This window comes from Streptomyces sp. NPDC034103 (assembly GCF_055575395.1).
Genome location: NZ_JBVISS010000019.1, coordinates 1 through 25,864, shown reverse-complemented (window position 1 = coordinate 25,864; position 25,864 = coordinate 1). Strand labels below are relative to the sequence as shown.

Genomic DNA, 25,864 nt, shown 5'->3' with positions numbered 1-25,864 from the left:
CCCTGACGGAGTGTCATGGCGCGGTGTCCTCCACGAGGACCCGCGCCATCGTCCGTTCGGCGAGCGCGGTGATCGTGACGAACGGGTTCACACCGATCGACCCGGGCACGAGCGAGCCGTCGGTGACGTACAGCTTCGAATACCCCTTCACCCTCCCGTAGTTGTCGGTCGCCCTGCCCAGCACACAGCCGCCCAGCGGGTGGTAGGTGAAGTCGTCGGCGAAGACCTTGTCGGACGAGCCGAACAGGTCGTAGCGGTAGATCGTGGCGTTCGCCGCGTTGACCCGGTCGAACAACTTCTTGGCCATGCCCGACGACACGGCGCTCTGCGCGGCGGTCCAGCCGAGCTTCACCCCATCGGTGGCGCTGTCGTACGAGAAGGTCGCGCGCGAGGGGTTCTTGGTGATCGCCAGGTAGAGGCTGACCCAGTGCTCCAGTCCCATGGGCAGGGGAGCGATCTCGGCGAAGACGGGGTTGGCGGTGTTCGCCCAGTCGTCGATGCCCATGACCGGCATGGTCGACTGGTTCGCCCCGACGGTGTCCCACAGGTGGTTGGCCCGGCCGAGCATGGTGTTGCCGTTGGGCCCCCAGCCGGCGCCGACGCTCGCGTCCAGGGCGGGCAGGGTGCCCGTCTCCCGGGCCCGGACGAGGAGTTCGGTGGTACCGAGGCTGCCTGCGCCGAGGAAGAGGTAGGTGCACTGGTACTGCTTGGTCTCGACGACCGTGCCGGTGACGTCGACGCGGTCGGCGGTCAGGACGTAGGTCCCGTCGCTCGCCCGGCTGACGGCCCGCACCCGCTCCATCGTGTGGATGGTGACGTTGCCGGTGCCGAGCGCCGAGGCGAGGTAGGTCTTGTCGAGGCTGCGCTTGCCGTGGTTGTTGCCGTAGATGACCTCCTGGGCGAGCGCGGACCTGGTGGCGGTGCCGGCGGCCTCCTTCTGCATGTAGGCGAAGTCGTAGGTGCTGGGCACGAACGTGGTCCGCAGGCCGGTGTTCTGGGCGTGCTTGCGGGAGATTCGCGAGAAGCGGTACCACTCCGTCGACTCGAACCAGGCGGGGTCGACGGTGTTGACGCCGAGCATGGAGTTGGCGCGCGGGAACCAGGTGCCGTACATCTCGTCGGCGTCGACGGCGGGGAACTGCTCGGCGAAGTACGACTTCCGCGGGGTCACCGCCATGCCGCCGTTCACCAGGGAGCCGCCGCCGACGCCGCGGCCGACGAAGACCGACATGTTGGCGAAGCGCACCCGGTCCAGGACGCCGGGGTAGGGGCTGATGTCCTTGTTGACGATGTCCAGCCACAGGAAGGTGGCCAGCGGTGCCTCGGTGCGGGTGCGGAACCACATGGAGCGCTGGTCCGGACGGGCGGTGGAGCAGAAGACCTTGCCGTCGGGGCCGGGGGTGTTCCAGAGCCGGCCCATCTCGATCATGATGGTGCGGATGCCGGCCTGGCCGAGACGGAGGGCGGCGACGGCGGCGCCGTAGCCCGAACCGACCACGATGGCGGGCGCGTTGTCGACGGCGGCCGGTTCGACGGCCTGTGCCGACTGGAGACCGATGCGGGTGAGACCCGAGGCGGCGGCCGTCTGGAGGGCGGCCATGCCCAGGATTTGACGTCTCGTCAGCTGACGCTGCATCAGTTGTGCTGTCATGGACGCAGCATCGGCGGATTATCCGCGTCCGGCTATAGCAACGCCTTCAGCTTTTCCGCCAACAGGTCCCACCGCCACTTCTCCTCGACCCACTCCCGCCCCCGCTGCCCCATCCGGCTCCGCAGTTCCGCGTCGCCGAGAAGGACGACGACCCGCTCGGCCGTCTCCGCCACCGAGCCGCCCCGCACCACCCAGCCGGTCTCCCCGTCCAGCACCGCGTCCGGGGCGCCACCGGAGTCCCCGGCGACGACGGGCAGCCCGGTCGCGGAGGCCTCCAGGTACACGATGCCGAGCCCCTCAACGTCCAGCCCGCCCCGACGGGTCCGGCAGGGCATGGCGAAGACGTCCCCGGCGCCGTAGTGCGCGGGCAGCTCGGACCACGGCACGGAACCGGTGAAGCGGACGGAGGCGGCGACACCGGTCTCCCGCGCCAGCTTGCGCAGCTCCTTCTCGTACGGGCCGCCGCCGACGATCAGCAGCACCGCGTCCGGCTCGGCGGCGAGAACGCGCGGCATCGCCAGGATCAGCGTGTCCTGCCCCTTGCGCGGCACCAGCCGCGAGACGCACACCACCACCGGACGGTCGGTCAGCCCGAGCCGCGCCCGTACCGCCTCGCCGCCCGACCCCGGGTGGAAGGTCTTCTCGTCCACCCCCGGCGGCAGCTGCACCATCCGCGACGCCGCCTCGGGCGTCAGCGCGGCGGCGATCCGCGACCGCGTGTACTCCCCGAGGTAGGTGATCGTGTCCGTGCCCTCCCCGATCCGGCGCAGCAGCTGCCGGGCCGCGGGCAGCTGAGCCCACCCCGCCTCGTGCCCGTGGGTCGTGGCCACCAGCCGCTTCGCCCCGGCCCTGCGCAGGGCCGGCGCCATCAGCCCGAGCGGCGCGGCCGCCCCGAACCACACCGACGTACAGCCGTGCTCCCTGAGCAGTCCGACGGCCGTACGCGTGGCCGCGGGCGTCGGCAGCAGCATCGTCGTACGGTCGCGTACGACCGTGAAGGGCTGTTCGGCGTCGAAGGCCGCCGTAGCCTCGGCGCCCTCGCGGCCGCGCTTCCAGGTGGACGCGTAGACGACGAGCCGCTCCGGGTCCAGCCGCAGCGCCATGTTGTGCAGGAACGCCTGGATGCCACCCGGCCTCGGCGGGAAGTCGTTCGTCACGATCAGGGTCTTGTGCATCGCCGCCGACCCTATCCAAAGCGCCCGCCCCACCCGTCGGACGGCCCGCCCACGGCCTCGCCCGGCCGCGTTTAATGGCCAGCACACAGGTGGCCGGGACATCATGGCCATCTCAAGACGGGCGACACGCGAACAGGGGCTCCGGTGGACATTGCGGGTGCGAGGCGGTCTCCGGCCGGGCTGCTGGTGACCTGGGGGCTGACGAGGCTGGTGCTGCTCCTGTTCGTGCTCAAGGTGTTCGTCTTCCCCGGCCCGGACGTCACGAGCGACGTCTCGGTGATCTACCGGGGCTGGTACGAGGTCCTGGGCACCGGAACGTTCCCGCAGGACGACGTCACCTGGCAGTACCCGCCCGCCGCCGCCCTCGCGATCCTCTCCCCCGCGCTGCTGCCCTTCCTCCCGTACGCGACCGCGTTCTTCGTCCTCGCCTGCCTGGCCGACCTGGTCGTGCTGTCCCTGCTCCTGCACGCGGGCCTGCGCCCCGACCGCTCGCTGCGCGGCGCCTGGGTGTGGGTGGGCGGCGTCCCCCTCCTCGGGCCCACCGTGTACGCCCGCTACGACGTGATGGTCACCGCCGTCGCGGTCGCCGCGCTGCTCGCGGGCGCCCGGCATCCGCGGGTGGCGGGCGTCCTCGTGGGGTTCGGGGCGATGCTCAAGGTGTGGCCGGTGCTGCTGCTGGTGGCCGTGCGCAGGCGGAGCACCTGGACGGCGGCGGCGGTGACCGCGGCCGGCCTCGCGGCGCTGTTCGCGGTGACCATGCCCGGCGCCTTCGCCTTCCTGACCTTCCAGGCCGACCGCGGCACCGAGGTGGAGTCGCTGGGCGCCCTCGTCTTCCATGTGGCCCGGCGGTACGGCTGGGACGGACAGGTGCTGCTCAACTACGGGTCGGTGGAGTTCCTCGGCCCCTGGGTGAACGTCGTCAGCACGGCCGCCCTCGCCCTGACCGGCCTGGTCTTCGGCTGGCTGCTGCTGTGGCGGCTGACGGCGACCCGGTTCCAGGCGCACACCGCGGCCGACGCGGCCTTCGTGGCGGTGCTGATGTTCACCACGACCAGCCGGGTGATCAGCCCGCAGTACATGGTGTGGCTGATCGGTCTCGCGGCCGTCTGTCTGTGCTTCCGGGCCAGCCGGATGGGGGCGCCGGCCCTGATCGTGCTGCTGGCGTCCTTCGTGACGGTCCTGGAGTTCCCGGTCTACTTCGGCAACGTCGTCGCGAGCGACAGGCTCGGCGTCACCCTGCTGTTCCTCCGCAACGGCCTGCTGGTCACCGCCACCGTCCTCGGGGCGCTCCAGCTGTGGCGCTCCACGGTGGCGGCCAGGGCCGAGACGCCGTCGCCACCTCAGGCGGCCCGCACCACGGAGACCTCGGTCACCTCCTGACGCCGGGCCGCCACCCGGAGGATCACCGCGCACTGCACCGCCATGGACAGGGCCAGCGCGAGACACACCCCCGGCAGCCCGAACCCCGACAGCGCGTACGCCAGCGGCAGCTGGACCGCCGTGCCGAGCAGCGTCACCCGCAGCAGCACCGGTGCGCCGCCGCTGCCCTCGAAGACCCCGCCGAGCGCGATGAAGCAGGCCGCGAGCAGCAGATAGGGCCCGGCGCAGCGCAGGAACAGCGCGCCGTCGTGGGCCACGCCCGGTCCGGCGCCGAAGGCGGCCATGATCCACGGCGCGGTCCCGGCCAGCAGCAGTGCCGCGCCCAGGGCGAACCCCCCGGACAGCAGCACCGTCTGCCGTCCGACGGCCCGCCGCTCGTCCCGTCCGGCGCCCAGCAGGTGCGCGGTGTGGATGGAGGCCGCCTGGCGCACCGCGTAGAAGCCCATGGTGGCCACGTACATGACCTTGTAGGCGATGGCGTACCCGGCCACCGCCGTCACCCCCAGCCGCGCCACGATCGCCACCAGCGCGAGCGTGCCGCCCTGGCGGACGGTGAAGTCGGCGGCCATGGGCAGCCCCGTGCGCAGGGTCCGCCGGAAGGCGATCCCGGGCCCGGCGGCGGTCCGCAGCAGCGGGTTCCTCCGCACGGCCACCAGTCCCGCCCCCAGCGCCACGCCCCGGCACAGCACCGTCGAGGCGGCGGCGCCCCGGACGCCGTGGAGGTGGATGAGGAACGGGTCGCAGACCAGGATCAGCCCGTTGGCCAGCAGCGCGAGCCGCATCGGGGTTCTCGCGTCCCCCGCGCCCTTGAGGATGCCGTCCACCAGCTGCTGGGCGAAGAACACGGCGAGGCCCGGTATCGAGATCGCGAAGTACCCGACCGCCAGGGGCAGTGCCGCGCCCTCGCCGAGGACCAGCCGGGCCAGCGGCTCGCGCAGCAGGAACCCGCCCACCACGACCACCGGCGTGACCACGCCGCACACCGCCCAGCCTCCGCGCACGGCCGCCCGCACGGCCCCCGGATCGCGGGCGCCCCTGGCGTGCGCGACCAGCACGGTCGTCCCGGAGCCGAAGACCAGGGCGACGCCGAGCAGCACGTTCTCGCTGTTGGTCGCCACCGCGACGGCGGCCACCGCCGGGCCGCCGAGGCGGGAGACCCAGACGGTGTTGATGATCCCGGCGGCGACGGAGGCGAGGAGGGAGAAGTAGACGGGGTGGGCGAGGCCGATGAGCTGTTGGCGATGACGGTCCACACGATCCCCCTCGATACGAGCTACATCGAAACGAGCTACATCGAAACGAGGTAGCTCGATAAGAGGTATCATGGCGCCACGACCACCACAAGGAGGATTCCGCGTGCTGGAGCTGTCGATCCTGGGCTTCCTCGCCGAAGAGCCCCTGCACGGCTACGAGCTGAAGGAGCGGATCAAGGCGCTCAGCGGTCATGTCCGCCCGGTCAGCGACGGAGCCCTCTACCCGGCGATCACCCGCCTGCTGAAGGCCGGCAAGCTCGACGAGCACACCGAGCCCGGCGCGAGCGCGGCCCCGCGCCGCACCCTCTCCCTCACCGACGAGGGCCGCGCGGAGCTCCTGGGGCGCCTGCGCCGTCCCAAGCCGGTCGAGATCACCGACCAGGTCCGCTTCAACACGGTCCTCACGTTCCTGCGGCACCTGCCGGACCGGGCCGAACAGGCCGCCGTGCTCCGCCGCCGCCTGGAGTTCCTCGACGCCCCGACGAGCTTCTTCTACGAGGGCGGCAGACCCGTCCGCGCGGAGGACAGCGGCGATCTGTTCCGCGAGGGCATGCTGCGCGTGGCCCGGGCGACCGGGCAGGCGGAACGCACCTGGCTGGAGGAGGCCATCGAGCGGCTCAGCCGAGCTGAACCCGGAGGTGGTCCCGCCACCGCGCGGTGAAGTCGTCCAGGTTCGTGTCGAGCACCCGCTCCAACGCCTCCTCGACCGCCCCGGCCCGCTCCTGGTGCGCGCCCACCGCCTCGTAGAACTCCCGGAGCTTCGGCTCGCCCCACTGCTCCGCGACCATCCGGCAGGCCATCCAGCCGCTCTCGTAGGCCCGCGCCAGCTCGGCCGCGTCGCCGCTGAACCCGAAGTCGGCGTCCTCGGGCAGCGCCTCGGGCACCCGCCCGTCCCGCACGGCCCGCCACAGCTCGGGGGCGGCCTGGACGGGCGAGCGGCCGGAGCCGAGATAGCCCACGAAGTCGGCGTACCCCTCGGACAGCCACAGCGGCGTGGCCGCGGTGGTGTGGGCGCGGGTGGCGACATGGGTGGTCTCGTGGGTGAGCACGACCTGCTTGCCCACATCGCCCAGGACGCCGTACGCGTCGGGGTTGACGATGATCCGGTCCGCGGGCGCGCTCGCCGGGGCGCCCGTCTCGCCGGTGGTGACGGCCGCGATCCCGCGGTACGAGGAGGCGGGCGACGCGAGCAGCCCCGCCATGCCCGTCAGGGAGTCCGGCACCAGGACGACGACATGCCGGGACCAGTCGGTGCCCCACGCCGCCGAGACGGCCGGCACCGCGTGGTCCGCGAGGTCGGCGTAGGAGTGCAGCGCCTCGGTCGACTGCTCGGCGCCCATCACCAGGCTGTGCTCGCCGCGCACGACGGCCACCTCGCCCTGGTCCCACAGCTGTTCGGCGGACTTCTCGGCGGGCTTCTCCGTGTCCACGTACCACCGGCCGCCCGCGTCCAGGCTCAGGGTGAGGGTGCGGCCGACGCTGACCGGCGCGTTGTCGTACCCCTGTATCCGGTAGCTGAGTTCGGCCTCGGCGGTGGCCGTGGCACCGTCCCGGCGCAGCTCGGTCAGCCGGTAGGCCCAGGCCGCGAAGGGCACTCCCCGGGCGTTCTCGAACCAGCCCAGGTCCCCCGTCCTGCGGAAGGCCGCCCGGTCCCGGTCCAGGACGGCGGCCGAGCGCCGGTCCAGCAACCGCTGGACATCGGCCCGGGCGGTGTCGGAGGCGGGTCCGCCGCCGCATCCCACCAGGGCGACGAGCAGCAGACACAGCAGCACGACACCGTGCATCGGCACCCGCCCTCGACCAGCCACTTCCCGATCGTACGGCGGGGAACGGGCGAAGGTCAGACCCTGGTGACCGTCGCCCCCGGCATCATGCCCACCGGGTCGTAGCGCACCGGAGCGCCGGGGTAGGGCGCGTGGATCACCTGGCCGTTGCCCACGTACATGCCGACATGGCTGGCGTCCGAACGGTAGGTGACCAGGTCACCGGGTTGCGCCTGGGAGAGCGGGACCTGCCGTCCGGCGTGGCGCTGGGCCTGCGAGGTGCGCGGCAGGGAGACCCCGGCCTGCCGGTACGACCACACCATCAGGCCCGAGCAGTCGAACCCGGAGGGGCCGGTGGATCCCCAGACGTACGGCCTGCCGAGCGCGGCACGGGCGGCGGCGACCGCGGCACCGGCCCGGGCGTTGGGCGGGACCGCGCCCGCGAGGTCGGGCATCTCCTCGCGGCCGGAGCGGGAGGCACGGTCGTAGGCGGCGCGCTCCTCGGACGGCAGGGAGTTCAGCAGCGCGCGGGCCTTGGCGAGCTTCTTCTCCACGGTCCGCTTGTGCAGCGCCACCGCCTTACGGCTCCGGTCCAGCTCGGCGAGTTTCCCGGTCGCCTCCGCGCGCTCCTGGGTGAGTTCGCGCATCGCCTCCTGGAGGTCCCTCAGCTCACCGGCCTGGTGGGCGGTGATCCGGTCCAGGGCGGCTGCCTTGTCGAGGTAGTCGTCCGGGTCGTCGGAGAAGAGCAGGGCGAGGGAGGGGTCGAGGCCGCCCGCGCGGTACTGGGCGCCGGCCAGCGAACCGAGCGTCTCCCGCATGGAGTTGATGCGCTCCTGCTGGCGGGCGATCCGGTCCCGCGCGGTGCCGACCTCCTCGCGGAGGGCGTCGGCGCGCTCGTCGGCCTTGTTGAAGGCCTCGGTGGCCTTCTCGGCCTCCTCGTAGAGACGGTCCACCTCGGCACGGGTGTCGTCGTGCGGCGCGGCCGACGCCGGTACGACCCCGAGGGCCGCGGCGGTGGCTGACAGGACACAGAGCGCGGCACTGGCGCCCCGGTCGAACCCGGACGGTACAAGGCGGCGATGGAACCCCACGGGAAGCCGCATTCCTTCCGCTGGCGGACAAGGACCTTCCCCCGAGCGGTGTCGCTCGGGGAAACGCGGCAGACAGTAGCCCCGTGACCGGGCGCCGACCAACGACCTCCGTGGGCACACACAGTGACGCCCCGCCTAGGACGCAGGTCATGGGCGGGGCGTGGGGTCAGTTCCCGTCGGCGCGATTCGCCCGTTCGGGCGGCGCGGTGTCGTGATCTTGAAGTGAACCCTGAGGGTGAATCGAGCCCTGGGGGTGGGTCAGATCCGGACGCCGAACTGGAACGGCATGTTGTTGATCGACTCGTAGCGGACGACCGTGCCGGTGCGCGGGGCGTGCAGCACCTGGCCGTTGCCGGCGTAGAAGCCGACGTGGTGCTGGTCGCCGTAGAAGATGACCAGGTCGCCGACCTTGAGGTCGGACTGGCTGTAGATCTTCGTGCCGTAGTTGGCCTGGGCCTGCGAGGTGCGGGGTATGCCGACACCGGCCTGGGCGAAGGCCCAGGAGGTCAGGCCCGAGCAGTCGAAGGAGGAGGGGCCGGAGGCGCCGTAGACGTACGGCGAGCCGATCTTGCTCTGGGCGGCCTGGAAGGCGGCGAGCGCGCGGCCGGAGGCCGGGGCGGTGCTGCCGAGGTCCACACGCTCGGTCGCGGAGCGGCTGGCGCGGTTCTCCTCGGCGGCGATGGCGGCCTTCTCGGCGGCCGTCAGGGTGTTGAGGAGCTTCTGCGCCTCGCCGAGCTTGCCCTGGACTTCCTTCTTCTTCTTCGCCAGCTCGGTGCGGGTGCTGGAGAGGTCCTTGAGCTTCTCGGAGGCCTCGGAACGCTCCTGGGCCAGCTCGCGCTGCTTGTCCTGGATCTTCTTCAGCGCCTCGACCTGCTGGGCGCTGAGCTGGTCGGCCGTGGAGGCCTTGTCCAGGTAGTCGTCCGGGTTCGAGGACAGGAAGAGCTGGAGGGAGGAGTCGATGCTGCCCGTGCGGTACTGGGCGGCGGCCGCCAGACCCATGGAGTCCCGGAGCTCGTTGAGCTCCTCCTGGCCGCGGGCGACGTTGTCCTGGATCGTGGAGATCTCCTTCTGGAGCTTCTCCTGCTTCTCCTTGGCGCCGTTGAGCTTCTCGGTGGCCTGCTCGGCCTCCTCGTAGAGCTTGTCGACCTTGGACTTGACCTCGTCCTTGCTGGGCTTCTCGCTCGGCGCGGCGTTGGCGGCGTTGGCGCTCAGAGCGACGGCAGCGGCAGCAGCGGTGGTCAGCACGGTCACGCGCGTGCGACTGGGCTGCTTGGGTCGACGGTGGGACGCCACGGAGGTGAGCTCCTTCTTGTGAGTGATCACCCGTTCGGAGGTTCGAGCCCAGACCCTAGTGACCTTCTTGTGATCAGTTCAAATCCTCGCGCGAAAAAACCCGTCACAGGCTGCATTCTTTACACACAACTCACGTGCGGTGATGCCCGCTTGACCCTACGTTGCGTGACGATTGCGCCAATTCGGGCAATAAACCCAGGCTTTGACGTTTGGGGCAGGTGATACGCAGGGGTCAGGAAAGCCGCTTCAGCAGCATCGCGGAGGCGACCGGCCGCGCCCCCGCCTTGGCCACCCCGTCGGCCACCTCACGGTCGGTGGAGGCGACGATGACCGGCCGCCCCGGCGGCTCGGCACGCACCAGCTGGCGGATCAACTCGTCGGCGGTGACGCCCGGTTTGGAGAACAGCACCCGCACCCCGCGCGGCGGCGCCAGCAGCACCGGCGCGGCCAGCTCGGCCCCGTCGAACACGCACGTCACCTCGGCCCCGGTCTGCGCGGCGAGCTGCGAGAGCTGGCCGAGGAGCCGCAGCCGCTGCTTCTCCAGCGGCATCTGGGGATAGCCGGTCTTGGTGACGTTGTAGCCGTCGACCACCAAGTGCGCCTGGGGCAGGGCGAGCAGCTGGTCCAGGATCGCGGGGTCGTGCTCGGACAGCGCCCGCGCCGCGATGTCCTTCGGGGTCATCCGGCCCGGTTCCACCGCGTCCACGGTCTGGGCGGGGCGCACCGACACCGGCGGCAACGCCAGCTCGCGGCGCAGCCCCTGGGCGGCGTCGAGCACGGTGTCCAGCAGCAGCCGGACCCGCATGTCCTCGACGCTGCGCCCTTCCCGGGCCGCCCGCCGGGTGGCCTCCAGCGCCGCCTCGACCTCGCTCAGCCGGGCCTTGAGGCGCCGGGCCTCGACCTCGGCGGCGGACACCTGGGTGTGCGCCTCCGCCCGGACCGACTCCATCTCGCCCCGCAGCTTGCGCAGGGCGGCCTCACCGCGCTTGACGTCGCTGAGGGCGGCCCGCAGCTTGCGGTGAAGCGATTCGGCTTCCTTCTTGGCCGACTCCAGCTCCGTGCGCAGCCGCTCGGTCTCACTCCGGGTCTGTTCCCGGGCGAGCGCCAGCTCCCCGCGCAGCCGTTCCAGCTCGGCCCGGTTCTCCTCGTCGACGCGCTCGGCGTCGGCCCGCTGCGCCTCCTCGCCGGCCGCGGTCACGAGCTTCACCCAGCCCGTGGGGCGCAGAACATAGGCCGCGGCCGCCACGTCGAGCGGGTCCGCGGCCGGGGGCGGCGAGCCGGAGTCGAGGGCGCCGGCCAGTTCCGGCTGGGCCTCTCTGAACTTCTCCCCGATCCGCTGCCGGAACAGCGGGTCCGTCTCCAGCGCCGCCGCCATCGCGTTGCCCGCGAACTTGGCCCGCCGGTTGGGTGCGAACCGCGCGTACTGTCTGAGCTGCGCGGGCAGTTCACCGACGGTCAGGCCGCCGAAGCCGTCGGAGACGATCTGCACGACGCGTCGGCGCACGCCGTCGGGCAGCGGACGGTCGAGCACCTCAGCGGCGCCGTCGCCCGGCCCCCCGCCTGCGCTCTCCACCATCCGTCAACACCCCAACCGTTGCGGCGAGGCCCGCTCCCTCAGGAGCCGGCGCCCGGCCTGTCCACGAGCTCCACCTGATCCACGGCGTTGCACCAGCGGCAGCGGACCGACTCGATGGTCTCACTGACCACCTCGCGCTCCTCGACGTTCGGCTCACCGGCCAGGTCGAGGTGGACGTACTCGACGACCTTCGAGGAGCGGGTCACATCGAAGCGCGTGAGGTTGCCGCACAGGCTGCAGCGCCAGCGCGTCGAGGCGGTCGGCAGGGGAACCGTCATCGTGACTGAGCTCTTTCCTTCTAGGTCTTCCATTGTCCGCGACGCACCGGGCGGCCGGGCGTGTGGCGGTAACCCTACGGCCTGGCGGGGACTCGCCGCTGGTCCGTCCATGGCGGCGAGGCGGTCTGTCAGCTTGCGTCCCGTTACGTCATGCTCTGTGTTCATGATCAGCAACTGGAGCGCAGGAGCCTCCCGGGCCAGCAGGTCGCTGTGGCGGTCCGCGCCGGTGACCTACGGCCTCATCGCCCTGTGCTGCGTGCTCTTCGTGATCGGTCCGCCGGCGGGACTCAACCCGGCGTACGGCACCGGCGACGAGCTGCTCGCGGCCCAGCGCGCCTACTTCCACCGCTGGGGTGTCATCCCCGCAGAACTGTTCGAGGGCTCGGCCAGAGCCCTGCTCACCCCGGCGACCGCGCTCTTCGTCCACGGCAGCTGGGTCCACCTCCTCGGCAACATGCTCTTCCTCTACGTCTTCGGCGGGCTGACCGAGGAACGGATGGGCCGCGTCCAGTTCACCCTCTTCTATCTGGGCTGCGGTTATCTCGCGCTGCTGGGCTACGCGGCCGCCAACGCCGAGTCCGAACAGTCGCTGGTCGGCGCCTCGGGGGCGATCTCGGCGGTTCTCGGGGCGTTTCTGTTCCTCTTCCCCGGGGCCCGGGTGACAAGCCTGCTCCCGTTCCTGTTCTTCCTCCCCCTGCGCTTCCCGGCCTGGGTCGTGCTGCCCTTCTGGGCGGCCCTGCAGTGGCTGGCGGCGGGGCAGGCCTCGCGCGGTCCCGGGGTGGCGTACCTGGCCCATCTGGTGGGCTTCGGCCTGGGCTTCGCCTTCGCGTGGGTGCGCTTCGGCCGCGCCCCCGCTGTGCCTTTCCGGGGGACGGCCCCGGGACCCCCGGCGGAACAACCAGGCCAGGTGGACCGCGAGTAGGGTGAGAGCCCCAGCAGCGGCCCCCGAGGGAGAGAACCAGCCGTGATCACCGCGATCGTCCTCATCAAGACCAGCGTGGACCGGATCCCCGAGATCGCCGAGTCGATCGCGGCCCTGGACTCCGTCAGCGAGGTCTTCTCCGTCACCGGCACCTACGACCTGATCGCCATGGTCCGGGTCAAGCGGCACGAGGACCTCGCCGAGGTCATCCCGGGCAACATCAGCAAGATCCCGGGCGTCGAGGGCACGGACACCCACGTCGCCTTCCGCACGTACTCCCAGCACGACCTGGAGGCGGCGTTCGCGATCGGGCTGGACAGCTAGCGCCGCGGCAGGCAACGTCCGCCCCGGCGCGGCACTAGCCCTCGACGTCGAGCGCGGTGATGCCCTTGGCCGTGGCGGCGTAGACGCGGCGGCCGGTGACCACGGGCGTCAGGACGGCGCCTCCGTCCACGCCCGCCCCGGCCCGCCAGATCATCTTGCCGTCCGTGCCCAGGGCGTGGACGTCGGTGTCCGAGCGCACGTAGATCGTGGAGTCCACCAGCGCCGGATCCGAGCAGGCCCCACCGGTGGAGTACTCCCAGACGACGTTCCCGTCCCTGGTGAGCGCCCTGAGGGTGGCGTCCTCGTCGGCCACCCCCAGGAAGTCGAAGGCGTCCGCGCCCTCGGCCGCGACATACGAACCGGCGAGGCCCGCCTTCCGCCAGCGCAGGTTTCCCTTGAGGTCCAGCCCGAGCAGGTCCTGCGCCTCGTTCCCGGGGCTCACGACCACGGTGCCGCCGTGCACGGCGGGCCGGTCGGCATCGCCCTTCAGGTCGGCCTTGAACAGCACGGTGGCGCCGTCGTCGGCGAGCGCGTAGAGGTGGTTGTCGTAACTGGGCACATAGAGCACGCCGTCGGCCACCACGGGGCTCTCGGTCGGCCCCGCGCCCAGTGACGCGTCCCAGCGCACATTGCCCGTGGCGTCGTACGCCTGGACGATGCCCTTGCCGTCGAACGCGCTCACCGCACTGGCGACGGCGATGGTGTCCCCGAGGGCGACGGGCTGACGGAAGTAGCCGCTGGGCAGCGTCTTGGACCACATCTGCTCGCCTCTGACGCTCACCGCGATGAGCCGTCCCGGGGCGGCCGGTGCCTCCTGCGCGTCCGCCTCGTCGGTGACCACGGCGATGAAGATCCCGTCGTCCGTGACGACCGGCCTGGTGACGGTGGCGTTCCCCTCGATGAGGCTCACCTTCCAGCGTTCGGCGCCGTCGCTGCCCACGGCCCGCAGGGTCCCGCCGGCCACGGCGACGTACAGCAGCCCGCCGTCGGCGGAGAGGGCGCCGCAGGGCCCGTCGGCCACGCTGGGCGAGCCGACGTCGTACGTCCAGCTCACGGTCGCCTTCTTCGCGACGGCCGTCGGCGTACCCGCGCTCGGCCGGTCGCCTGTCGCGCCGCCGTCGGACTCCTTGAGCCACCACCAGCCGCCCGCTCCCCCGGCACCGGCGACCACGGCCCCGCCCGCCAGGGCCCGCAGCAGTCCGCGCCGCGAGGGCACCGGCCGGGAGCCCGCCGTCTCCGGCGCGGTCGCGGCCGCCGGTACGGGCGCCTCGGGGGCGCCCGGCACCACCGCGTCCGTCACCGTCACCGGCGCCACGTACTCGACCCGGCTCTCCCGCTCCCCCTGCGGAACCCACCGTCCGTCCGCCTTGGCGGCCACGGGGTCCGGTGCGGCGGCCGTGAACCAGCCCGCCCGCACGCTCTCCCGCAGCGACCCCGCCGTGTGCCCCACGGCCTCGACCACCGCCTCGGGCGTCGGCCGCTCCCCCGGCTCCTCGCGCAGACACGACTCCACCAGCGGCAGCAGTCCCTCCGGCACGCCCTTCAGGTCGAAGTCCCGGGTCAGCACGCGCAGCAGGATCACGGAGTCCTGCCCCTCCCCGAAGGGCTCACGGCCGCTCGCCGCGTACGCCAGCACCGCGCCCAGCGCGAAGACGTCGCTCGGCGGACCGACCTGCCCGCCGTTGCGGATCTGCTCGGGGGAGACATAGCCGACCGAGCCGACGATCGCGCCCGTGCGGGTCATCGCCGTCGCCTCCAGCGCCCGGACGATCCCGAAGTCGATGACCCGGGGGCCGTCGGGGGCCAGCAGGATGTTGGACGGCTTCAGGTCGCGGTGCACCATGCCCTTGGCGTGGATCGCGGCCAACGCCTCGCCCAGCGCCCCCGCCAGCACCCTGACCGCCCGCTCCGGCAGGGGCCCGCCGTCCAGCACCGCGTCCCGGAGGTTCGGCCCCGTCACGAACTCGGTCGCCATCCAGGGGTGCTCGCCCTCGGGATCGGCGTCGACCACCCGCGCGGTGTACGTCCCGGACCCGCCGACCGTCTGGGCGGCCCGCACCTCCTGCCGGAACCGGGCGCGGAAGGTGCGGTCCTGGGCGTACTCGGACCGCACGACCTTCACCGCCAGCCGCAGTCCCGTCCGCGATTCGGCGAGATAGACCTCGCCCATACCGCCCGAGCCGAGCCGGCCCCGCACCTCGTACGGGCCGATCCTGCGTGGGTCCGTCGCGCGCAGCGCCTGCACTTCCCGCTCCCCCGTCCCGCGTGAACCTCTCGAGGAGGCAGGGTATAGCAGGCCTGTCGGCAGGTCAGACCGCCGGGACGCAACGGCCGTCCTCGGTCCGGTACGTCCACTTCGCCCCCTCGGTGACGAGCTCCCGCACCGCGGTCACGAACCGCTCCACGTGCTCGTCCGGCGTCCCCGCCCCGAAGCTCACCCGGATCGCGTTCAGGGACTTCTCACCCGGCGCGGCCTCCGGGGCCCCGCACTCGCCCTGGGTCTGCGGGTCGCTGCCGAGGAGCGTGCGCACCAGGGGGTGGGCGCAGAAGAGGCCGTCGCGCACGCCGATGCCGTACTCGGCGGAGAGGGCGGCGGCGAAGTGGGAGCTGTTCCAGCCCTCGACGACGAAGGAGATCACGCCGACCCGGGGGGCGTCGTCCCCGAAGAGGGACAGGACGCGGACCTCGGGGACGTCGGCGAGACCCCGGCGCACCTTCTCGATCAGGTGCTGCTCGCGGGCGACCAGGGTGTCGAAGCCGGCCTCGGTGAGGGCCTTGCAGGCGGAGGCGATGGAGTAGGCGCCGATGACGTTGGGGGAACCGGCCTCGTGGCGGGCCGCGCTCTCGTGCCACTCCACGTCCACTCCCCCGTCCTCGCGCCGGGTGACCTTCCGGCTGGCGCCGCCGCCGGCGAGGTAGGGGTCGGCCGCGACGAGCCAGTCGGCGCGGCCGGCCAGGACACCGGAGCCGAAGGGCGCGTACAGCTTGTGCCCGGAGAAGGCGACCCAGTCGACGTCGAGGTCCTGGACCGACACCGGGTGGTGGGGGGCCAGCTGGGCGGCGTCCAGGACGATCCGGGCGCCGTGCGCGTGGGCGGCGGCGGCCAGCTCACGCACCGGCCACAGCTCGCCGGTGACGTTGGAGGCGCCGGTGACGCAGACGAGGGCCGGGCCGTGGGGGTCACGGGCGGCGAGGGCCTTCTCCAGGGTCTCGACGGCCTGGGCCGGGGTGCGCGGGGCGTCGAGGTAGCTGACCCGGGCGTCCTGCCAGGGCAGCAGGCTCGCGTGGTGCTCGGTCTCGAAGACGAAGACCTGGCAGTCGGCGGGGAGGGCCTGGGCCAGCAGGTTGAGGGAGTCCGTGGTGGAGCGGGTGAAGATCAGCTGGTCGTCGTCCCGGCAGTCCAGGAACTCCGCGACGGTCCGGCGGGCGTTCTCGAACAGGTCCGTCGAGAGCTGGGAGAGGTAGCCGGCTCCCCGGTGCACGCTGCCGTAGTACGGGGCGTAGGCCGCCACGTCGTCCCAGACCCGCTGGAGGGCGGGGGCGCTGGCCGCGTAGTCGAGGGCCGCGTAGGTGGTCTCGCCGCCCGTGACGAGCGGGACGGTGACATCACGCCCCAGAACGGGCAGCGGGGTGCAAAGCGTCTGGGCGGCGGCAGCGGTGGAGACAGACATGGGGAACTCCCGTGAGAGGGCATGCGGAAGGACGGCATGCGGGGAAAGGAAGAAGGGTGCGCGGAGGCGGGGCTCGGCGGCCCTATCGCATTCGCTTGCTCACGGAAGGCTCCTCGACGACCAGGACCCCTGGTTTCTCGAGGGGTCCGCGCTTGTCGTAGACCTCGCTGCCTACGACCTGGTCCTCACCCGGGGCACCCCGCCACGGACGGAGGGTTGCCGGACAGTCGGCCGGGGCCTCATGACTGTCACTCATGACCTGGTACAGGAAGATAGGGGAAGTGATCGCGGTCCCGCAACCGCTGTCCGCATGACGGAATCGAGGTCCCGCGCCCCCGAAGAGGCGCGGGGCCGTATCGATGTGCGGCTACCGCCGCGTGGGCGCGACCGGCGGCGCGACCGGCCACGACGGCGCCGCGAGCGACACGCGGTCCGGTCGCGGCACCACCCGGCGGAGCGCCTAGGCGTTGCTGGCCGCCACCCAGCGCTCCAGCGTCCGCTTGGCCGCGCCGGAGTCGATGGACTCGGCGGCCCTCGCCATGCCGGCCCGGATCTGGTCCACGAGCGGCGCCCCGGTCGGTGTCAACGCCACCAGCGCGGCAGCCGAGTTGAGCAGCACCGCGTCCCGCACCGCGCCGGTCTCACCGTCCAGCAGCCGTCGGGCGACCTCGGCGTTGAACGAGGCGTCCGCGCCCCGCAGCGCCTCCACCGGCACCAGGTCGAGACCGACGTCCCGTGGGTCGAAAGCCTCCTCGCGCACCGCGCCGTCGCGGACGACCCACACCCGTGACGTGGCCGTGGTCGTCAGCTCGTCGAGACCGTCGTCGCCGCGGAAGACCAGCGCGGAGGAACCGCGCTCGGCGAGCACCCCGGCGATGAGCCCCGCCATCCGGGTGTCGAAGCAGCCGACCGCCGAGGCGGTGACCCGGGCGGGGTTGGTCAGCGGGCCGAGGAGGTTGAACGAGGTCGGGATCCCCAGATCCCGCCGGACCCCGCCGACGAACCGCATCGACGGGTGGAACTTGGCCGCGAAGCAGAAGGTGATGCCGGCCTCGTCCACCACCTCGGCCACCCGCGCGGGCGACAGGTCCAGGTTGATGCCGAGCTTCTCCAGCACGTCGGACGAACCGCTCGCCGAGGAGGAGGCCCGGTTGCCGTGCTTGACGACCTTGGCCCCGGCGCCCGCGATCACGATGGCAGACATCGTGGAGATGTTGACCGTCTTCGCCCGGTCACCGCCGGTGCCGACGATGTCGACGGCGGGGCCGGGGATGTCCAGCGGCTGCGCGTGCGCGTACATCGCCTCCACGAGACCGGTGATCTCCTCGACCGTCTCGCCCTTGGCCCGCAGGGCCACCATGAAGCCCGCGATCTGGGCGTCCGTGGCCTCGCCGCTCATGAAGCGGTCCATGGCCCACGCCGTGTCACCGGCGGTCAGGTCCCGCCCGCCGAGCAGGGTGCTCAGTACCTCGGGCCAGGAACGGCCCGCCGCGGTGTCGCCTCCAGCGGGGGTCACAGCGCTCATCAGGCCGCTCCTGGTTGTCGTAGAACGTGGTGGGCCCACCCTATCCAGCTCGGAGCACGCGGAAGGGCCCCCGTCCGAAGACCGGACGGGGGCCCTTCCTGCGCGCGTGGCGAGCGCAGCGATCAGTGGTGGCCGTGGCCGCTCGTGATCTCCTTGTACTCCTCGACGGTCGGCTTGGGGATCTGGGACTCCTCGCCGTAGTAAGCCTTGCTCAGCTTGACGCGCAGCTTCTCGGAACCCTTCACCTTGCGCTCGACGCCGTTCTCGTCGACCGTCGGGCCGATCTCGGCCGGCTTGTACTGCTCGTGCGCCGTGAGCGTGTGCAGCTGCTCCTGGCTGAGCGGCTCGTGCACCTCGATGAACTCACCGTGCGGCAGGCGCTTGATGATGCCGGACTCGCGGCCGTGCAGCACCTTCTCCCGGTCGCGGCGCTGGAGGCCGAGACAGACCCGCTTGGTGACGATGAACGCGAGCACCGGCGCGACGAAGAACGCGATCCGGACGAACCAGGTGATCGAGTTGATCGACAGGTGGAAGTGCGTGGCCCACAGGTCGTTGCCGCCACCGATCAGCAGCACGAAGTACACCGTCAGCCAGGCGACACCGAAGGCGGTACGCGTCGGAGCGTTGCGCGGGCGGTCCAGGATGTGGTGCTCGCGCTTGTCGCCGGTGACCCAGGCCTCGATGAACGGGTAGACCGCGATCGCGACCAGGACCAGCGGGAAGATCATCAGCGGGATGAACACACCCAGGACGAGCGTGTGGCCCCAGAGGTCGATCTCCCAGCCCGGCATGACACGGATCAGGCCCTCGGAGAAGCCCATGTACCAGTCCGGCTGGGCGCCCGTGGACACCTGGTCGGGCCGGTAGGGACCCATGGCCCAGATCGGGTTGATCGAGGCGATGGCCGAGATGACCGCGATGACACCGAAGACCAGGAAGAAGAAGCCTCCGGCCTTGGCCGTGTAGACCGGGAACAGCGGCATGCCGACGACGTTCTTGTTGGTCTTGCCCGGACCCGCGTACTGCGTGTGCTTGTGGACGAACACCAGGATCAGGTGCGCCACCATCAGGCCGAGCATGATGCCCGGCAGCAGCAGGATGTGGACCGAGTAGAAGCGGGCCACGAAGTCGCCGCCCGGGAACTCGCCACCGAAGAGGAAGAACGACAGGTACGTGCCCACGATCGGCACGGACAGGATCGCGCCCTCCATGAAGCGCACACCGGTGCCGGACAGCAGGTCGTCCGGGAGGGAGTAACCGGTGAAGCCGGTGAACATGCCCAGGACGAACAGCAGGAAGCCGAACAGCCAGTTGACCTCACGCGGCTTGCGGAACGCGCCCGTGAAGAACACGCGCATCATGTGCACGAACATGCCGGCGAGGAAGATCAGCGCCGCCCAGTGGTGGATCTGCCGGATGAGCAGACCGCCACGGACGTCGAAGGAGATGTGCAGCGTGGAGCTGAACGCCTCCGACATCAGCTGACCCTGGAGCGGGACGTAACTGCCGTGGTACTCCACCTCGTTCATCGACGGGTGGAAGAACAGCGTCAGGTACACACCCGTGAGGATGATGATGATGAAGCTGTACATGCAGATCTCGCCCAGCATGAACGACCAGTGGTCGGGGAAGATCTTGCGCATGTTGGCCTTGGCCAGGGAGTAGATCCCCAGTCGGCCGTCGGCCCAGTCGGCGAACTTCTCGCCGGCCGGTGCCTTCCCGCGGTCGCGGGCGGACTCGGTGTTCGCGTTGGTGCTCATCCGCGCTCCCAGAAGGCAGGACCGACAGGCTCTTCGAAGTCGCCCTGCGCTTCGAGGTAGCCCTCGTCGTTCACGGCGATGCGCAGCTGCGGCAGGGCGTGACCGGCGGGGCCGAAGATCACTCGGGCACCGTCGGAGAGGTCGAAGGTGGACTGGTGGCAGGGGCAGAGCACGTGGTGCGTCTGCTGCTCGTACAGGGAGATCGGGCAACCGACGTGGGTGCAGATCTTCGAGTACGCGACGATGCCCTCGTGCGACCACTCGAGCTCGCGCTTGTCCTTGATGTCGTCCGGCTGGATGCGGACGATCATCAGGGCCGCCTTGGCGATCTCCGTCTGGAAGTCGTGGTCGTGCTCCTCCAGGCCCTCGGGCTTGGCGAAGGTGAGCGAACCGACGGCGACGTCCGAGGGGCGCAGCGGCTCGTTCGTGTTCATGTTGACGAGCAGCAGCCCCTTCTTCCACATGGTGTGGCGGAGCTTGGTCCCGGGCAGCGGGCCGAGGTCACGCAGCAGCACGAGGCCGGAGAGCGGCACCAGGGTGAGCGCGCCGAGCATCGTGTTGCGGATCAGCTTGCGACGGCCGATCGCGGACTCCTTGGTGCCCGCCCTCCAGTCGTCGAAGACCTTCTCGCGGAGCTCCGGCGGGGCGGCGATCGGGTGCCGCTCGTCGACCATCTCCTCGTCGGACATCAGGGTGCGGGCCCAGTGGACCGCGCCCGCGCCGATCGAGAAGAGCGCCACACCGAGGGTCAGACCGAGCGCGAAGTTCAGCGCGTTGATGTGACCGATCGGGAAGACGAAGATCGACCTGTCGTGCGGCACCGCCACGTACGAGGCGATGAAGGCGACCGTGGCCAGCATCGACACCGTGAACAGCATGGCGACCGTGCGCTCGGACCGCCGGGCGGCCCGCTCGTCGATGTCCTGCACGCGGTGCTCGTGGGGCGGCAGACCCGGGTCGGCGAAGGGGTTCTTGTCGTCCGGGACGTCCACCGCGCCGTGTGTGTCCCGCTCTGCGGGCAGGTTCTCTTCCGGAATGTCTTGGCTACTCATGACTTCTTGGCCTTTGCGGTCCGAGCGGCGAGCCAGACGGCAACCGCGATGAGCGCACCGAGTCCGAACACCCACGCGAACAGGCCCTCGCTGACCGGACCGAGTCCGCCCAGTTCGAGGCCGCCGGGGCTCTCGGTGTCGTCGCCGTTGACCGCGTCGAGGTACGCGATGATGTCCTTCTTGTTCTGCTCCGACAGCGTGGTGTCGGGGAACGACGGCATGTTCTGCGGGCCGGTCTGCATGGCCTCGTAGATGTGCTTCGGGTCGACGCCTTCGAGGCTCGGCGCGAACTTGCCGTGCGTGAGCGCACCGCCCTTGCCGGTGAAGTTGTGGCACTGCGCGCAGTTGGTGCGGAACAGCTCGCCACCCTTGGCGATGTCCGCCCCGTCCGGGCTGTACTCGTTCTTCGTCGGGATGGCCGGACCGGCCCCCAGGGAGGAGATGTACGCGGCGAGCTGGTCGATCTCGGCCTGCGTGTAGATGACCTTCTTCTTCGGGACCTGTGCGCCCGGCTGCTGCGCCGGCATACGGCCGGTGCCGACCTGGAAGTCGACGGCCGCGGCGCCCACACCCACGAGGCTCGGGCCGTCGGTGGTGCCCTGACCACCGGTGCCGTGGCAGCTGGCGCAGCCGACGGCGTAGAGCTTCTTGCCCTCCTCGATGGTGAGGGACTGGGCGGTCTCATCGGCCTGCGCCTTGTCCGCGGGTGCGAACGCGGCGTACAGCCCCCCAGTGGCCGCCAGCGCGAGGAGTAGGACGACGACCGCCGCCAGCGGATGGCGTCGTCGTGCGGAGAGCTTTTTCACGGATTACCCCGGTGTCAGGATCTTCTGCGTCGATGCTTCTGGAATGTGCGGGAGCGGGCCCGGCTACTTGATCATGTAGATCGTGGCGAAGAGGCCGATCCAGACGACATCGACGAAGTGCCAGTAGTAGGACACGACGATGGCGGCGGTCGCCTGCTCGTGAGTGAACCTCTTGGCCGCGTAGGTGCGACCGAGGACGAACAGGAAGGCGATGAGGCCACCTGTCACGTGCAGGCCGTGGAAGCCGGTGGTCAGGTAGAAGACCGAACCGTACGGGTCCGAGGAGAGCGAGAGCCCGTCCTTCTTGACCAGCTCGGTGTACTCGAACACCTGACCGCCGATGAAGATCGCACCCATCACGAAGGTGACGATGAACCACATCCGGAGCTTCTTCACGTCACCGCGCTCGGCGGCGAACACGCCGAGCTGGCAGGTGAGGGAGGAGAGCACCAGGATCGTGGTGTTCGTCGCGGAGAACGGGAAGTTCAGGGCATGAGCCATTTCCTTCCAGTGATCCGGACCGGTCACCGATCGCAGGGTGAAGTACATCGCGAAGAGGGCCGCGAAGAACATCAGCTCGGAACTCAGCCAGATGATGGTTCCGACGCTGGTGAGGTTCGGCCGGTTGACCGACGGGTGCGCGTGCCCGGTTTCTACTGTCGTTGCTGTCGCCACGACCGACATTATGTCGGTCGCTTATCCCGCCCTCACCCCGGGGGGTGCCGTTCGGAGTGTCCGCACCGTGTGTACTGCCCGGATGGCCCATCGCAGGGGTGTTCCAGCGGGTGTTGACGGCGAGTTCAAGGGAGTAGCATCCGCCGCATCGGTACCCGACCAATGACGCGCGGAGGAACGATGCAGGCGACCGCCACGGTGCTGGTCTACAGCGATGACGCAAGCACCCGCGAGCAGGTGCGGTTGGCCACCGGGCGCAGGCCCGCCCCCGACGCGCCCGTGATCGAGTTCGTCGAGTGCGCGACCCCGGCCGCCGCGATCAAGGAGCTGGACCGGGGCGGCATCGATGTCGCCGTCCTGGACGGCGAGGCCGCGCCGATGGGCGGCATGGGACTGTGCCGCCAGGTCAAGGACGAGGTGTTCGACTGCCCGCCGGTCCTGCTGCTGATCGGCCGGCCCCAGGACGCCTGGCTGGCCACCTGGAGCCGTGCGGACGCGGCCGTGACGCTCCCGGTGGACCCGGTGGAGTTCGCGTCGGCGCTGGCGTCGCTGCTGCGCGGCAGGAAGGCCCTGAGCGCCTGACACGGCCGCTCAGACCGATTCGGGACGCAGTCTCGCCTTCTCCTCGGGGCGGGGGCCGTCGGGGCTCCCGCCCACCAGCGCGCTGCCCTTGCGCCACTTCTGCCAGCCGAGGTTCCAGTCGCCGAAGCCGTTGCCGAAGGCCTCCATGGTGTCGCCGTAGGAGTTCACGACCTTGACGACGTCACCCTCTCGGACGTTGTCGAAGAACCACTCGGCGTTGCCGGTGCTCATGCCCGTGCACCCGTGGCTGACGTTCGCGTACCCCTGGGACCCCACGGACCAGGGCGCGGCGTGCACGTACTCGCCGCTCCAGGTGACCCGGGTCGCCCAGTAGACGGGCAGGTCGTACGACTCCGAGGAGCCCTCGGCGATACCGATGCTGGTGCCGCGCATCCGTACGAAGCGCTCCTTGCCGAGGACGACCTTGACGCCGTTGCGGGTCTCGAAGCCGGGCTTGCCGGTGGTGACGGGGATCTCGTTGATCGCCTTGCCGTTCTTGTAGACCGTCATGGAGTGCGAGGAGGCGTCCGTGACGGCGATGACCCGGTCGCCCGTGGTGAGCTTCAGCGGCTTCACCTCGCCACCCCACAGTCGATCGCTGATCTTGATGCCCTTGAGGTTGCTTCGCACCTGGATGGTGGCGTGGGCGGGCCAGTACTCCTTGGGGCGGTAGTGCAGCTCCTTGTCGTCCACCCAGTGCCAAGCGCCTTCCACGGCGGGCATCGAGTCGACCTTGAGCGCACGCTCCACGACGGTCCGTTGCGCCCTGTCCTTGACGGGCTTGCTGAGTTCGGCGGTGATGGGCTGGCCGACGCCGTACGTGCCCGCCTTGGGCCCGAAGGTGACCTTCAGCCGCTTCTTGGTGAGCGGCTTGCCGGTGTCGAAGGCGAGGACCTCGCGGCCGGGCGCCCCGTCCTCGTCCTCCGTGCTCACCCGGACGGTGTAGTGGGCGCTGGCGGCCAGCGGACTGGTGCTGTGCCAGCGGGTGCCGTCGGCGGAGAGTTCGCCCGCCACATAGCGTCCTGTGGCGTCCAGGGCCGTGACGTCCGTGATGCGCCCGTCGGAGTCCTCGGTGGTGACCTCCAGGGGCTTGTCCGGGTCGGCCTTCCTGCCCTCGCCCGTGGGGCCGTTGAAGGAGACCTGGTCCGCCGCGTCGTACGGCGCCGCCGACAGCGGGTTGCCGTCGCTGCCGCAGGCGGTGGCGCCGGCGGTCAGGGCGACCACCAGCAGCGTGCAGGAGAGGACGGTGCGCGTACGCGGAGTCTGGCTCATGAGCTCACGCTAAGAAGCTTCGTCGGCGGCGGCGCGGTGGGTCACCCCTCCGGGGGACCCGGGCTGCTGCAAAAGGAGACCGGAACTGCTCCAAAAGCGGGAGCCCGGACCCTCCTGACGGAGTGTCCGGGCTTCCTTGGGTTCAGGCCGTGCTACTGGGTGCGGTTCTCACCGCGGTAGTACTCGAAGACCCAGCCCCACAGACCGAGCATGATCAGCGGCGCCGAGAAGTACATCAGCCACCAGCCGATCGCGATCGACAGGAACGCCAGCGCGCCACCGACGGCCAGCGAGAGCGGCTGCCAGCTGTGCGGGCTGAAGAACCCGATCTCGCCGGCGTCGTCCGCGACGTCGGCCTCCTTGTTGTCCTGCGCGCCCGCGTCGACCCTCTTGGCCGTGAAGCCGAGGTAGAAGCCGATCATGATGCACAGGCCGAAGGCCAGGAAGAGCGCCGTGGTACCGGCCGGCTCCTTCGACCACACGCCATAGACGACCGCCATGGCGAGGACGAAGACGCTCAGCCACATGAACATCTTGCCCTGGATCTTCACTTGCCGGCCTCCTTGCCGCCCGCGAGAGCCTTCTCACCGTGAGGTGCGTTCTCGAGCTGGTCGAGAGCGGCGATCTCCGGGTGGTGCAGGTCGAACGCCGGGGATTCGCTGCGGATCCGCGGCAGGGTGAGGAAGTTGTGCCGCGGCGGCGGGCAGGACGTCGCCCACTCGAGCGAACGGCCGTAGCCCCACGGGTCGTCGACCTCGATCTTCTTGCCGTACTTGGCGGTCTTCCAGACGTTGTAGAAGAACGGCAGGATCGACGCGCCGAGCACGAACGAGCTGATCGTAGAGATCGTGTTCAGGGCGGTGAAGCCGTCGGCGTTGAGGTAGTCCGCGTAACGACGGGGCATGCCCTCGGCACCCAGCCAGTGCTGGACCAGGAAGGTGCCGTGGAAGCCGATGAACAGCGTCCAGAAGGTGATCTTGCCGAGGCGCTCGTCGAGCATCTTGCCGGTCATCTTCGGCCACCAGAAGTGGAAGCCGGAGAACATCGCGAACACGACGGTGCCGAACACCACGTAGTGGAAGTGCGCCACCACGAAGTACGAGTCCGAGACGTGGAAGTCCATCGGCGGCGAGGCCAGGATGACACCGGTCAGACCACCGAAGGTGAAGGTGATCAGGAAGCCGGTGGCCCAGAGCATCGGTGTCTCGAAGGACAGCGAGCCCTTCCACATCGTGCCGATCCAGTTGAAGAACTTCACACCCGTTGGCACGGCGATGAGGAACGTCATGAAGGAGAAGAACGGCAGGAGCACACCGCCGGTGACGTACATGTGGTGCGCCCACACCGTCACGGACAGACCCGCGATCGCGATGGTCGCGCCGATCAGGCCCATGTAGCCGAACATCGGCTTGCGGGAGAAGACCGGGATCACTTCGGAGATGATGCCGAAGAACGGCAGGGCGATGATGTACACCTCTGGATGGCCGAAGAACCAGAAGAGGTGTTGCCACAGCAAGGCCCCGCCGTTGGCGGAGTCGAAGACATGCGCACCGAACTTGCGGTCCGCCTCCAGGGCGAACAGCGCGGCCGCGAGGACCGGGAAGGCCAGCAGGACCAGCACCGCGGTCAGCAGCACGTTCCACACGAAGATCGGCATGCGGAACATGGTCATGCCCGGGGCGCGCATGCAGATGATGGTGGTGATGAAGTTGACCGAGCCGAGGATGGTGCCGAAGCCGGAGAAGGCCAGGCCCATGATCCACAGGTCGGCGCCGATACCGGGCGAGCGGACCGCGTCGGAGAGCGGGCTGT

At 70.6% G+C, this 25,864-nt stretch carries 23 protein-coding genes and 1 riboswitch; of the genes, 5 read left to right on the top strand and 18 right to left on the bottom strand.

Annotated features, from left to right (window positions below; all coding sequences use genetic code 11):
- Positions 1-13 precede the first annotated feature (13 nt).
- A complete protein-coding gene (locus tag ACZ56U_RS34600) occupies positions 14-1,636 on the bottom strand; it encodes a GMC oxidoreductase (protein ID WP_469088016.1) in 1,623 nt (540 codons plus the stop codon).
- 47 nt (positions 1,637-1,683) lie between these two features.
- Entirely contained in the window at positions 1,684-2,826 is a 1,143-nt protein-coding gene (locus tag ACZ56U_RS34595; protein WP_469087884.1) for a glycosyltransferase family 4 protein, read from the bottom strand.
- 144 nt (positions 2,827-2,970) lie between these two features.
- Between ACZ56U_RS34595 and ACZ56U_RS34590 the strand changes: the two genes are divergently transcribed.
- A complete protein-coding gene (locus tag ACZ56U_RS34590; RefSeq protein ID WP_469087883.1) occupies positions 2,971-4,206 on the top strand; it encodes a glycosyltransferase 87 family protein in 1,236 nt (411 codons plus the stop codon).
- Here ACZ56U_RS34590 and ACZ56U_RS34585 read toward each other — a convergent pair.
- Entirely contained in the window at positions 4,167-5,459 is a 1,293-nt protein-coding gene (locus ACZ56U_RS34585; protein WP_469087882.1) for an MATE family efflux transporter, read from the bottom strand. The genes ACZ56U_RS34590 and ACZ56U_RS34585 overlap by 40 nt on opposite strands.
- A 103-nt stretch (positions 5,460-5,562) precedes the next feature.
- Here ACZ56U_RS34585 and ACZ56U_RS34580 point away from each other — a divergent pair, with 103 nt between their 5' ends.
- Positions 5,563-6,120, top strand: a complete 558-nt coding sequence (locus tag ACZ56U_RS34580) for a PadR family transcriptional regulator (protein ID WP_469087881.1) — start codon at positions 5,563-5,565, stop codon at positions 6,118-6,120.
- Here ACZ56U_RS34580 and ACZ56U_RS34575 read toward each other — a convergent pair.
- The 5 genes from ACZ56U_RS34575 to ACZ56U_RS34555 form a co-directional block, all read right to left on the bottom strand.
- A complete protein-coding gene (locus ACZ56U_RS34575) occupies positions 6,077-7,267 on the bottom strand; it encodes a hypothetical protein (RefSeq protein WP_469087880.1) in 1,191 nt (396 codons plus the stop codon). The two genes, ACZ56U_RS34580 and ACZ56U_RS34575, sit on opposite strands and share 44 nt — an antisense overlap.
- 32 nt (positions 7,268-7,299) lie before the next feature.
- Positions 7,300-8,313, bottom strand: a complete 1,014-nt coding sequence (locus ACZ56U_RS34570; RefSeq protein WP_469087879.1) for a C40 family peptidase — start codon at positions 8,311-8,313, stop codon at positions 7,300-7,302.
- 258 nt (positions 8,314-8,571) lie between these two features.
- A complete protein-coding gene (locus ACZ56U_RS34565) occupies positions 8,572-9,606 on the bottom strand; it encodes a C40 family peptidase (RefSeq protein WP_469087878.1) in 1,035 nt (344 codons plus the stop codon).
- Positions 9,607-9,838: 232 nt separating this feature from the next.
- A complete protein-coding gene (locus ACZ56U_RS34560; protein WP_469087877.1) occupies positions 9,839-11,182 on the bottom strand; it encodes an NYN domain-containing protein in 1,344 nt (447 codons plus the stop codon).
- Between the two features lie 38 nt (positions 11,183-11,220).
- Complete coding sequence (locus ACZ56U_RS34555) at positions 11,221-11,460, bottom strand: hypothetical protein (RefSeq protein ID WP_391229876.1); 240 nt, start codon at positions 11,458-11,460, stop codon at positions 11,221-11,223.
- A 163-nt stretch (positions 11,461-11,623) separates the two neighbouring features.
- Between ACZ56U_RS34555 and ACZ56U_RS34550 the strand changes: the two genes are divergently transcribed.
- Entirely contained in the window at positions 11,624-12,382 is a 759-nt protein-coding gene (locus tag ACZ56U_RS34550; protein WP_469087876.1) for a rhomboid family intramembrane serine protease, read from the top strand.
- Positions 12,383-12,424: 42 nt separating this feature from the next.
- On the top strand, positions 12,425-12,706 hold the full coding sequence (locus tag ACZ56U_RS34545; protein WP_391229872.1) for an Lrp/AsnC family transcriptional regulator: 282 nt from the start codon (positions 12,425-12,427) through the stop codon (positions 12,704-12,706).
- Between the two features lie 34 nt (positions 12,707-12,740).
- Here ACZ56U_RS34545 and ACZ56U_RS34540 read toward each other — a convergent pair whose 3' ends face one another.
- From ACZ56U_RS34540 to ctaE, 7 genes are all read right to left on the bottom strand, one after another.
- Positions 12,741-14,951, bottom strand: coding sequence for a protein kinase domain-containing protein (locus tag ACZ56U_RS34540; protein ID WP_469087875.1), 2,211 nt, complete (start codon positions 14,949-14,951; stop codon positions 12,741-12,743).
- 64 nt (positions 14,952-15,015) lie between these two features.
- Positions 15,016-16,377, bottom strand: coding sequence for an aminotransferase class V-fold PLP-dependent enzyme (locus tag ACZ56U_RS34535; RefSeq protein WP_469087874.1), 1,362 nt, complete (start codon positions 16,375-16,377; stop codon positions 15,016-15,018).
- A gap of 143 nt (positions 16,378-16,520) precedes the next feature.
- A riboswitch (SAM riboswitch) is annotated at positions 16,521-16,637 on the bottom strand.
- A 200-nt stretch (positions 16,638-16,837) separates the two neighbouring features.
- Positions 16,838-17,902, bottom strand: coding sequence for an anthranilate phosphoribosyltransferase (gene trpD, locus ACZ56U_RS34530; protein WP_469087873.1), 1,065 nt, complete (start codon positions 17,900-17,902; stop codon positions 16,838-16,840).
- Between the two features lie 122 nt (positions 17,903-18,024).
- On the bottom strand, positions 18,025-19,665 hold the full coding sequence (gene qcrB / locus ACZ56U_RS34525) for a cytochrome bc1 complex cytochrome b subunit (protein ID WP_469087872.1): 1,641 nt from the start codon (positions 19,663-19,665) through the stop codon (positions 18,025-18,027).
- On the bottom strand, positions 19,662-20,717 hold the full coding sequence (qcrA, locus tag ACZ56U_RS34520; RefSeq protein WP_469087871.1) for a cytochrome bc1 complex Rieske iron-sulfur subunit: 1,056 nt from the start codon (positions 20,715-20,717) through the stop codon (positions 19,662-19,664). The genes qcrB and qcrA overlap by 4 nt, the downstream gene beginning before the upstream one ends.
- Positions 20,714-21,523, bottom strand: a complete 810-nt coding sequence (qcrC, locus tag ACZ56U_RS34515) for a cytochrome bc1 complex diheme cytochrome c subunit (protein ID WP_391229861.1) — start codon at positions 21,521-21,523, stop codon at positions 20,714-20,716. The genes qcrA and qcrC overlap by 4 nt, the downstream gene beginning before the upstream one ends.
- Positions 21,524-21,586: 63 nt before the next feature.
- Positions 21,587-22,207: an aa3-type cytochrome oxidase subunit III gene (ctaE, locus tag ACZ56U_RS34510; RefSeq protein WP_391229859.1), complete on the bottom strand. Its 621-nt coding sequence runs from the start codon at positions 22,205-22,207 to the stop codon at positions 21,587-21,589.
- Positions 22,208-22,378: 171 nt separating this feature from the next.
- Between ctaE and ACZ56U_RS34505 the strand changes: the two genes are divergently transcribed.
- On the top strand, positions 22,379-22,780 hold the full coding sequence (locus ACZ56U_RS34505; protein WP_469087870.1) for a response regulator: 402 nt from the start codon (positions 22,379-22,381) through the stop codon (positions 22,778-22,780).
- Between the two features lie 9 nt (positions 22,781-22,789).
- On the opposite strand, the gene ACZ56U_RS34500 is transcribed toward ACZ56U_RS34505, so the two are convergent.
- The 3 genes from ACZ56U_RS34500 to ACZ56U_RS34490 all read right to left on the bottom strand — a co-directional run.
- The gene (locus tag ACZ56U_RS34500; RefSeq protein ID WP_469087869.1) at positions 22,790-24,052 is read right to left on the bottom strand and encodes a L,D-transpeptidase; all 1,263 of its coding nucleotides are present in this window, start codon (positions 24,050-24,052) and stop codon (positions 22,790-22,792) included.
- Between the two features lie 152 nt (positions 24,053-24,204).
- Complete coding sequence (locus ACZ56U_RS34495) at positions 24,205-24,603, bottom strand: cytochrome c oxidase subunit 4 (RefSeq protein WP_469087868.1); 399 nt, start codon at positions 24,601-24,603, stop codon at positions 24,205-24,207.
- Positions 24,600-25,864: cytochrome c oxidase subunit I (locus ACZ56U_RS34490; RefSeq protein ID WP_469087867.1), on the bottom strand; the 1,265-nt coding region annotated here is incomplete at its 5' end. The genes ACZ56U_RS34495 and ACZ56U_RS34490, both read right to left, overlap by 4 nt.

What these genes read in the sequence shown, in the direction of transcription:
- ACZ56U_RS34500 (WP_469087869.1), bottom strand. Translation starts at nt 24,052, where the DNA reads ATGAGCCAGACTCCGCGTACGCGCACCGTCCTCTCCTGCACGCTGCTG.
- ACZ56U_RS34595 (WP_469087884.1), bottom strand. Translation starts at nt 2,826, where the DNA reads ATGCACAAGACCCTGATCGTGACGAACGACTTCCCGCCGAGGCCGGGT.
- ACZ56U_RS34535 (WP_469087874.1), bottom strand. Translation starts at nt 16,377, where the DNA reads ATGTCTGTCTCCACCGCTGCCGCCGCCCAGACGCTTTGCACCCCGCTG.
- ACZ56U_RS34505 (WP_469087870.1), top strand. Translation starts at nt 22,379, where the DNA reads ATGCAGGCGACCGCCACGGTGCTGGTCTACAGCGATGACGCAAGCACC.
- ACZ56U_RS34550 (WP_469087876.1), top strand. Translation starts at nt 11,624, where the DNA reads ATGATCAGCAACTGGAGCGCAGGAGCCTCCCGGGCCAGCAGGTCGCTG.
- trpD (WP_469087873.1), bottom strand. Translation starts at nt 17,902, where the DNA reads ATGAGCGCTGTGACCCCCGCTGGAGGCGACACCGCGGCGGGCCGTTCC.
- ACZ56U_RS34600 (WP_469088016.1), bottom strand. Translation starts at nt 1,636, where the DNA reads ATGCAGCGTCAGCTGACGAGACGTCAAATCCTGGGCATGGCCGCCCTC.
- ACZ56U_RS34555 (WP_391229876.1), bottom strand. Translation starts at nt 11,460, where the DNA reads ATGACGGTTCCCCTGCCGACCGCCTCGACGCGCTGGCGCTGCAGCCTG.
- ctaE (WP_391229859.1), bottom strand. Translation starts at nt 22,207, where the DNA reads ATGTCGGTCGTGGCGACAGCAACGACAGTAGAAACCGGGCACGCGCAC.
- qcrB (WP_469087872.1), bottom strand. Translation starts at nt 19,665, where the DNA reads ATGAGCACCAACGCGAACACCGAGTCCGCCCGCGACCGCGGGAAGGCA.
- qcrA (WP_469087871.1), bottom strand. Translation starts at nt 20,717, where the DNA reads ATGAGTAGCCAAGACATTCCGGAAGAGAACCTGCCCGCAGAGCGGGAC.
- ACZ56U_RS34560 (WP_469087877.1), bottom strand. Translation starts at nt 11,182, where the DNA reads ATGGTGGAGAGCGCAGGCGGGGGGCCGGGCGACGGCGCCGCTGAGGTG.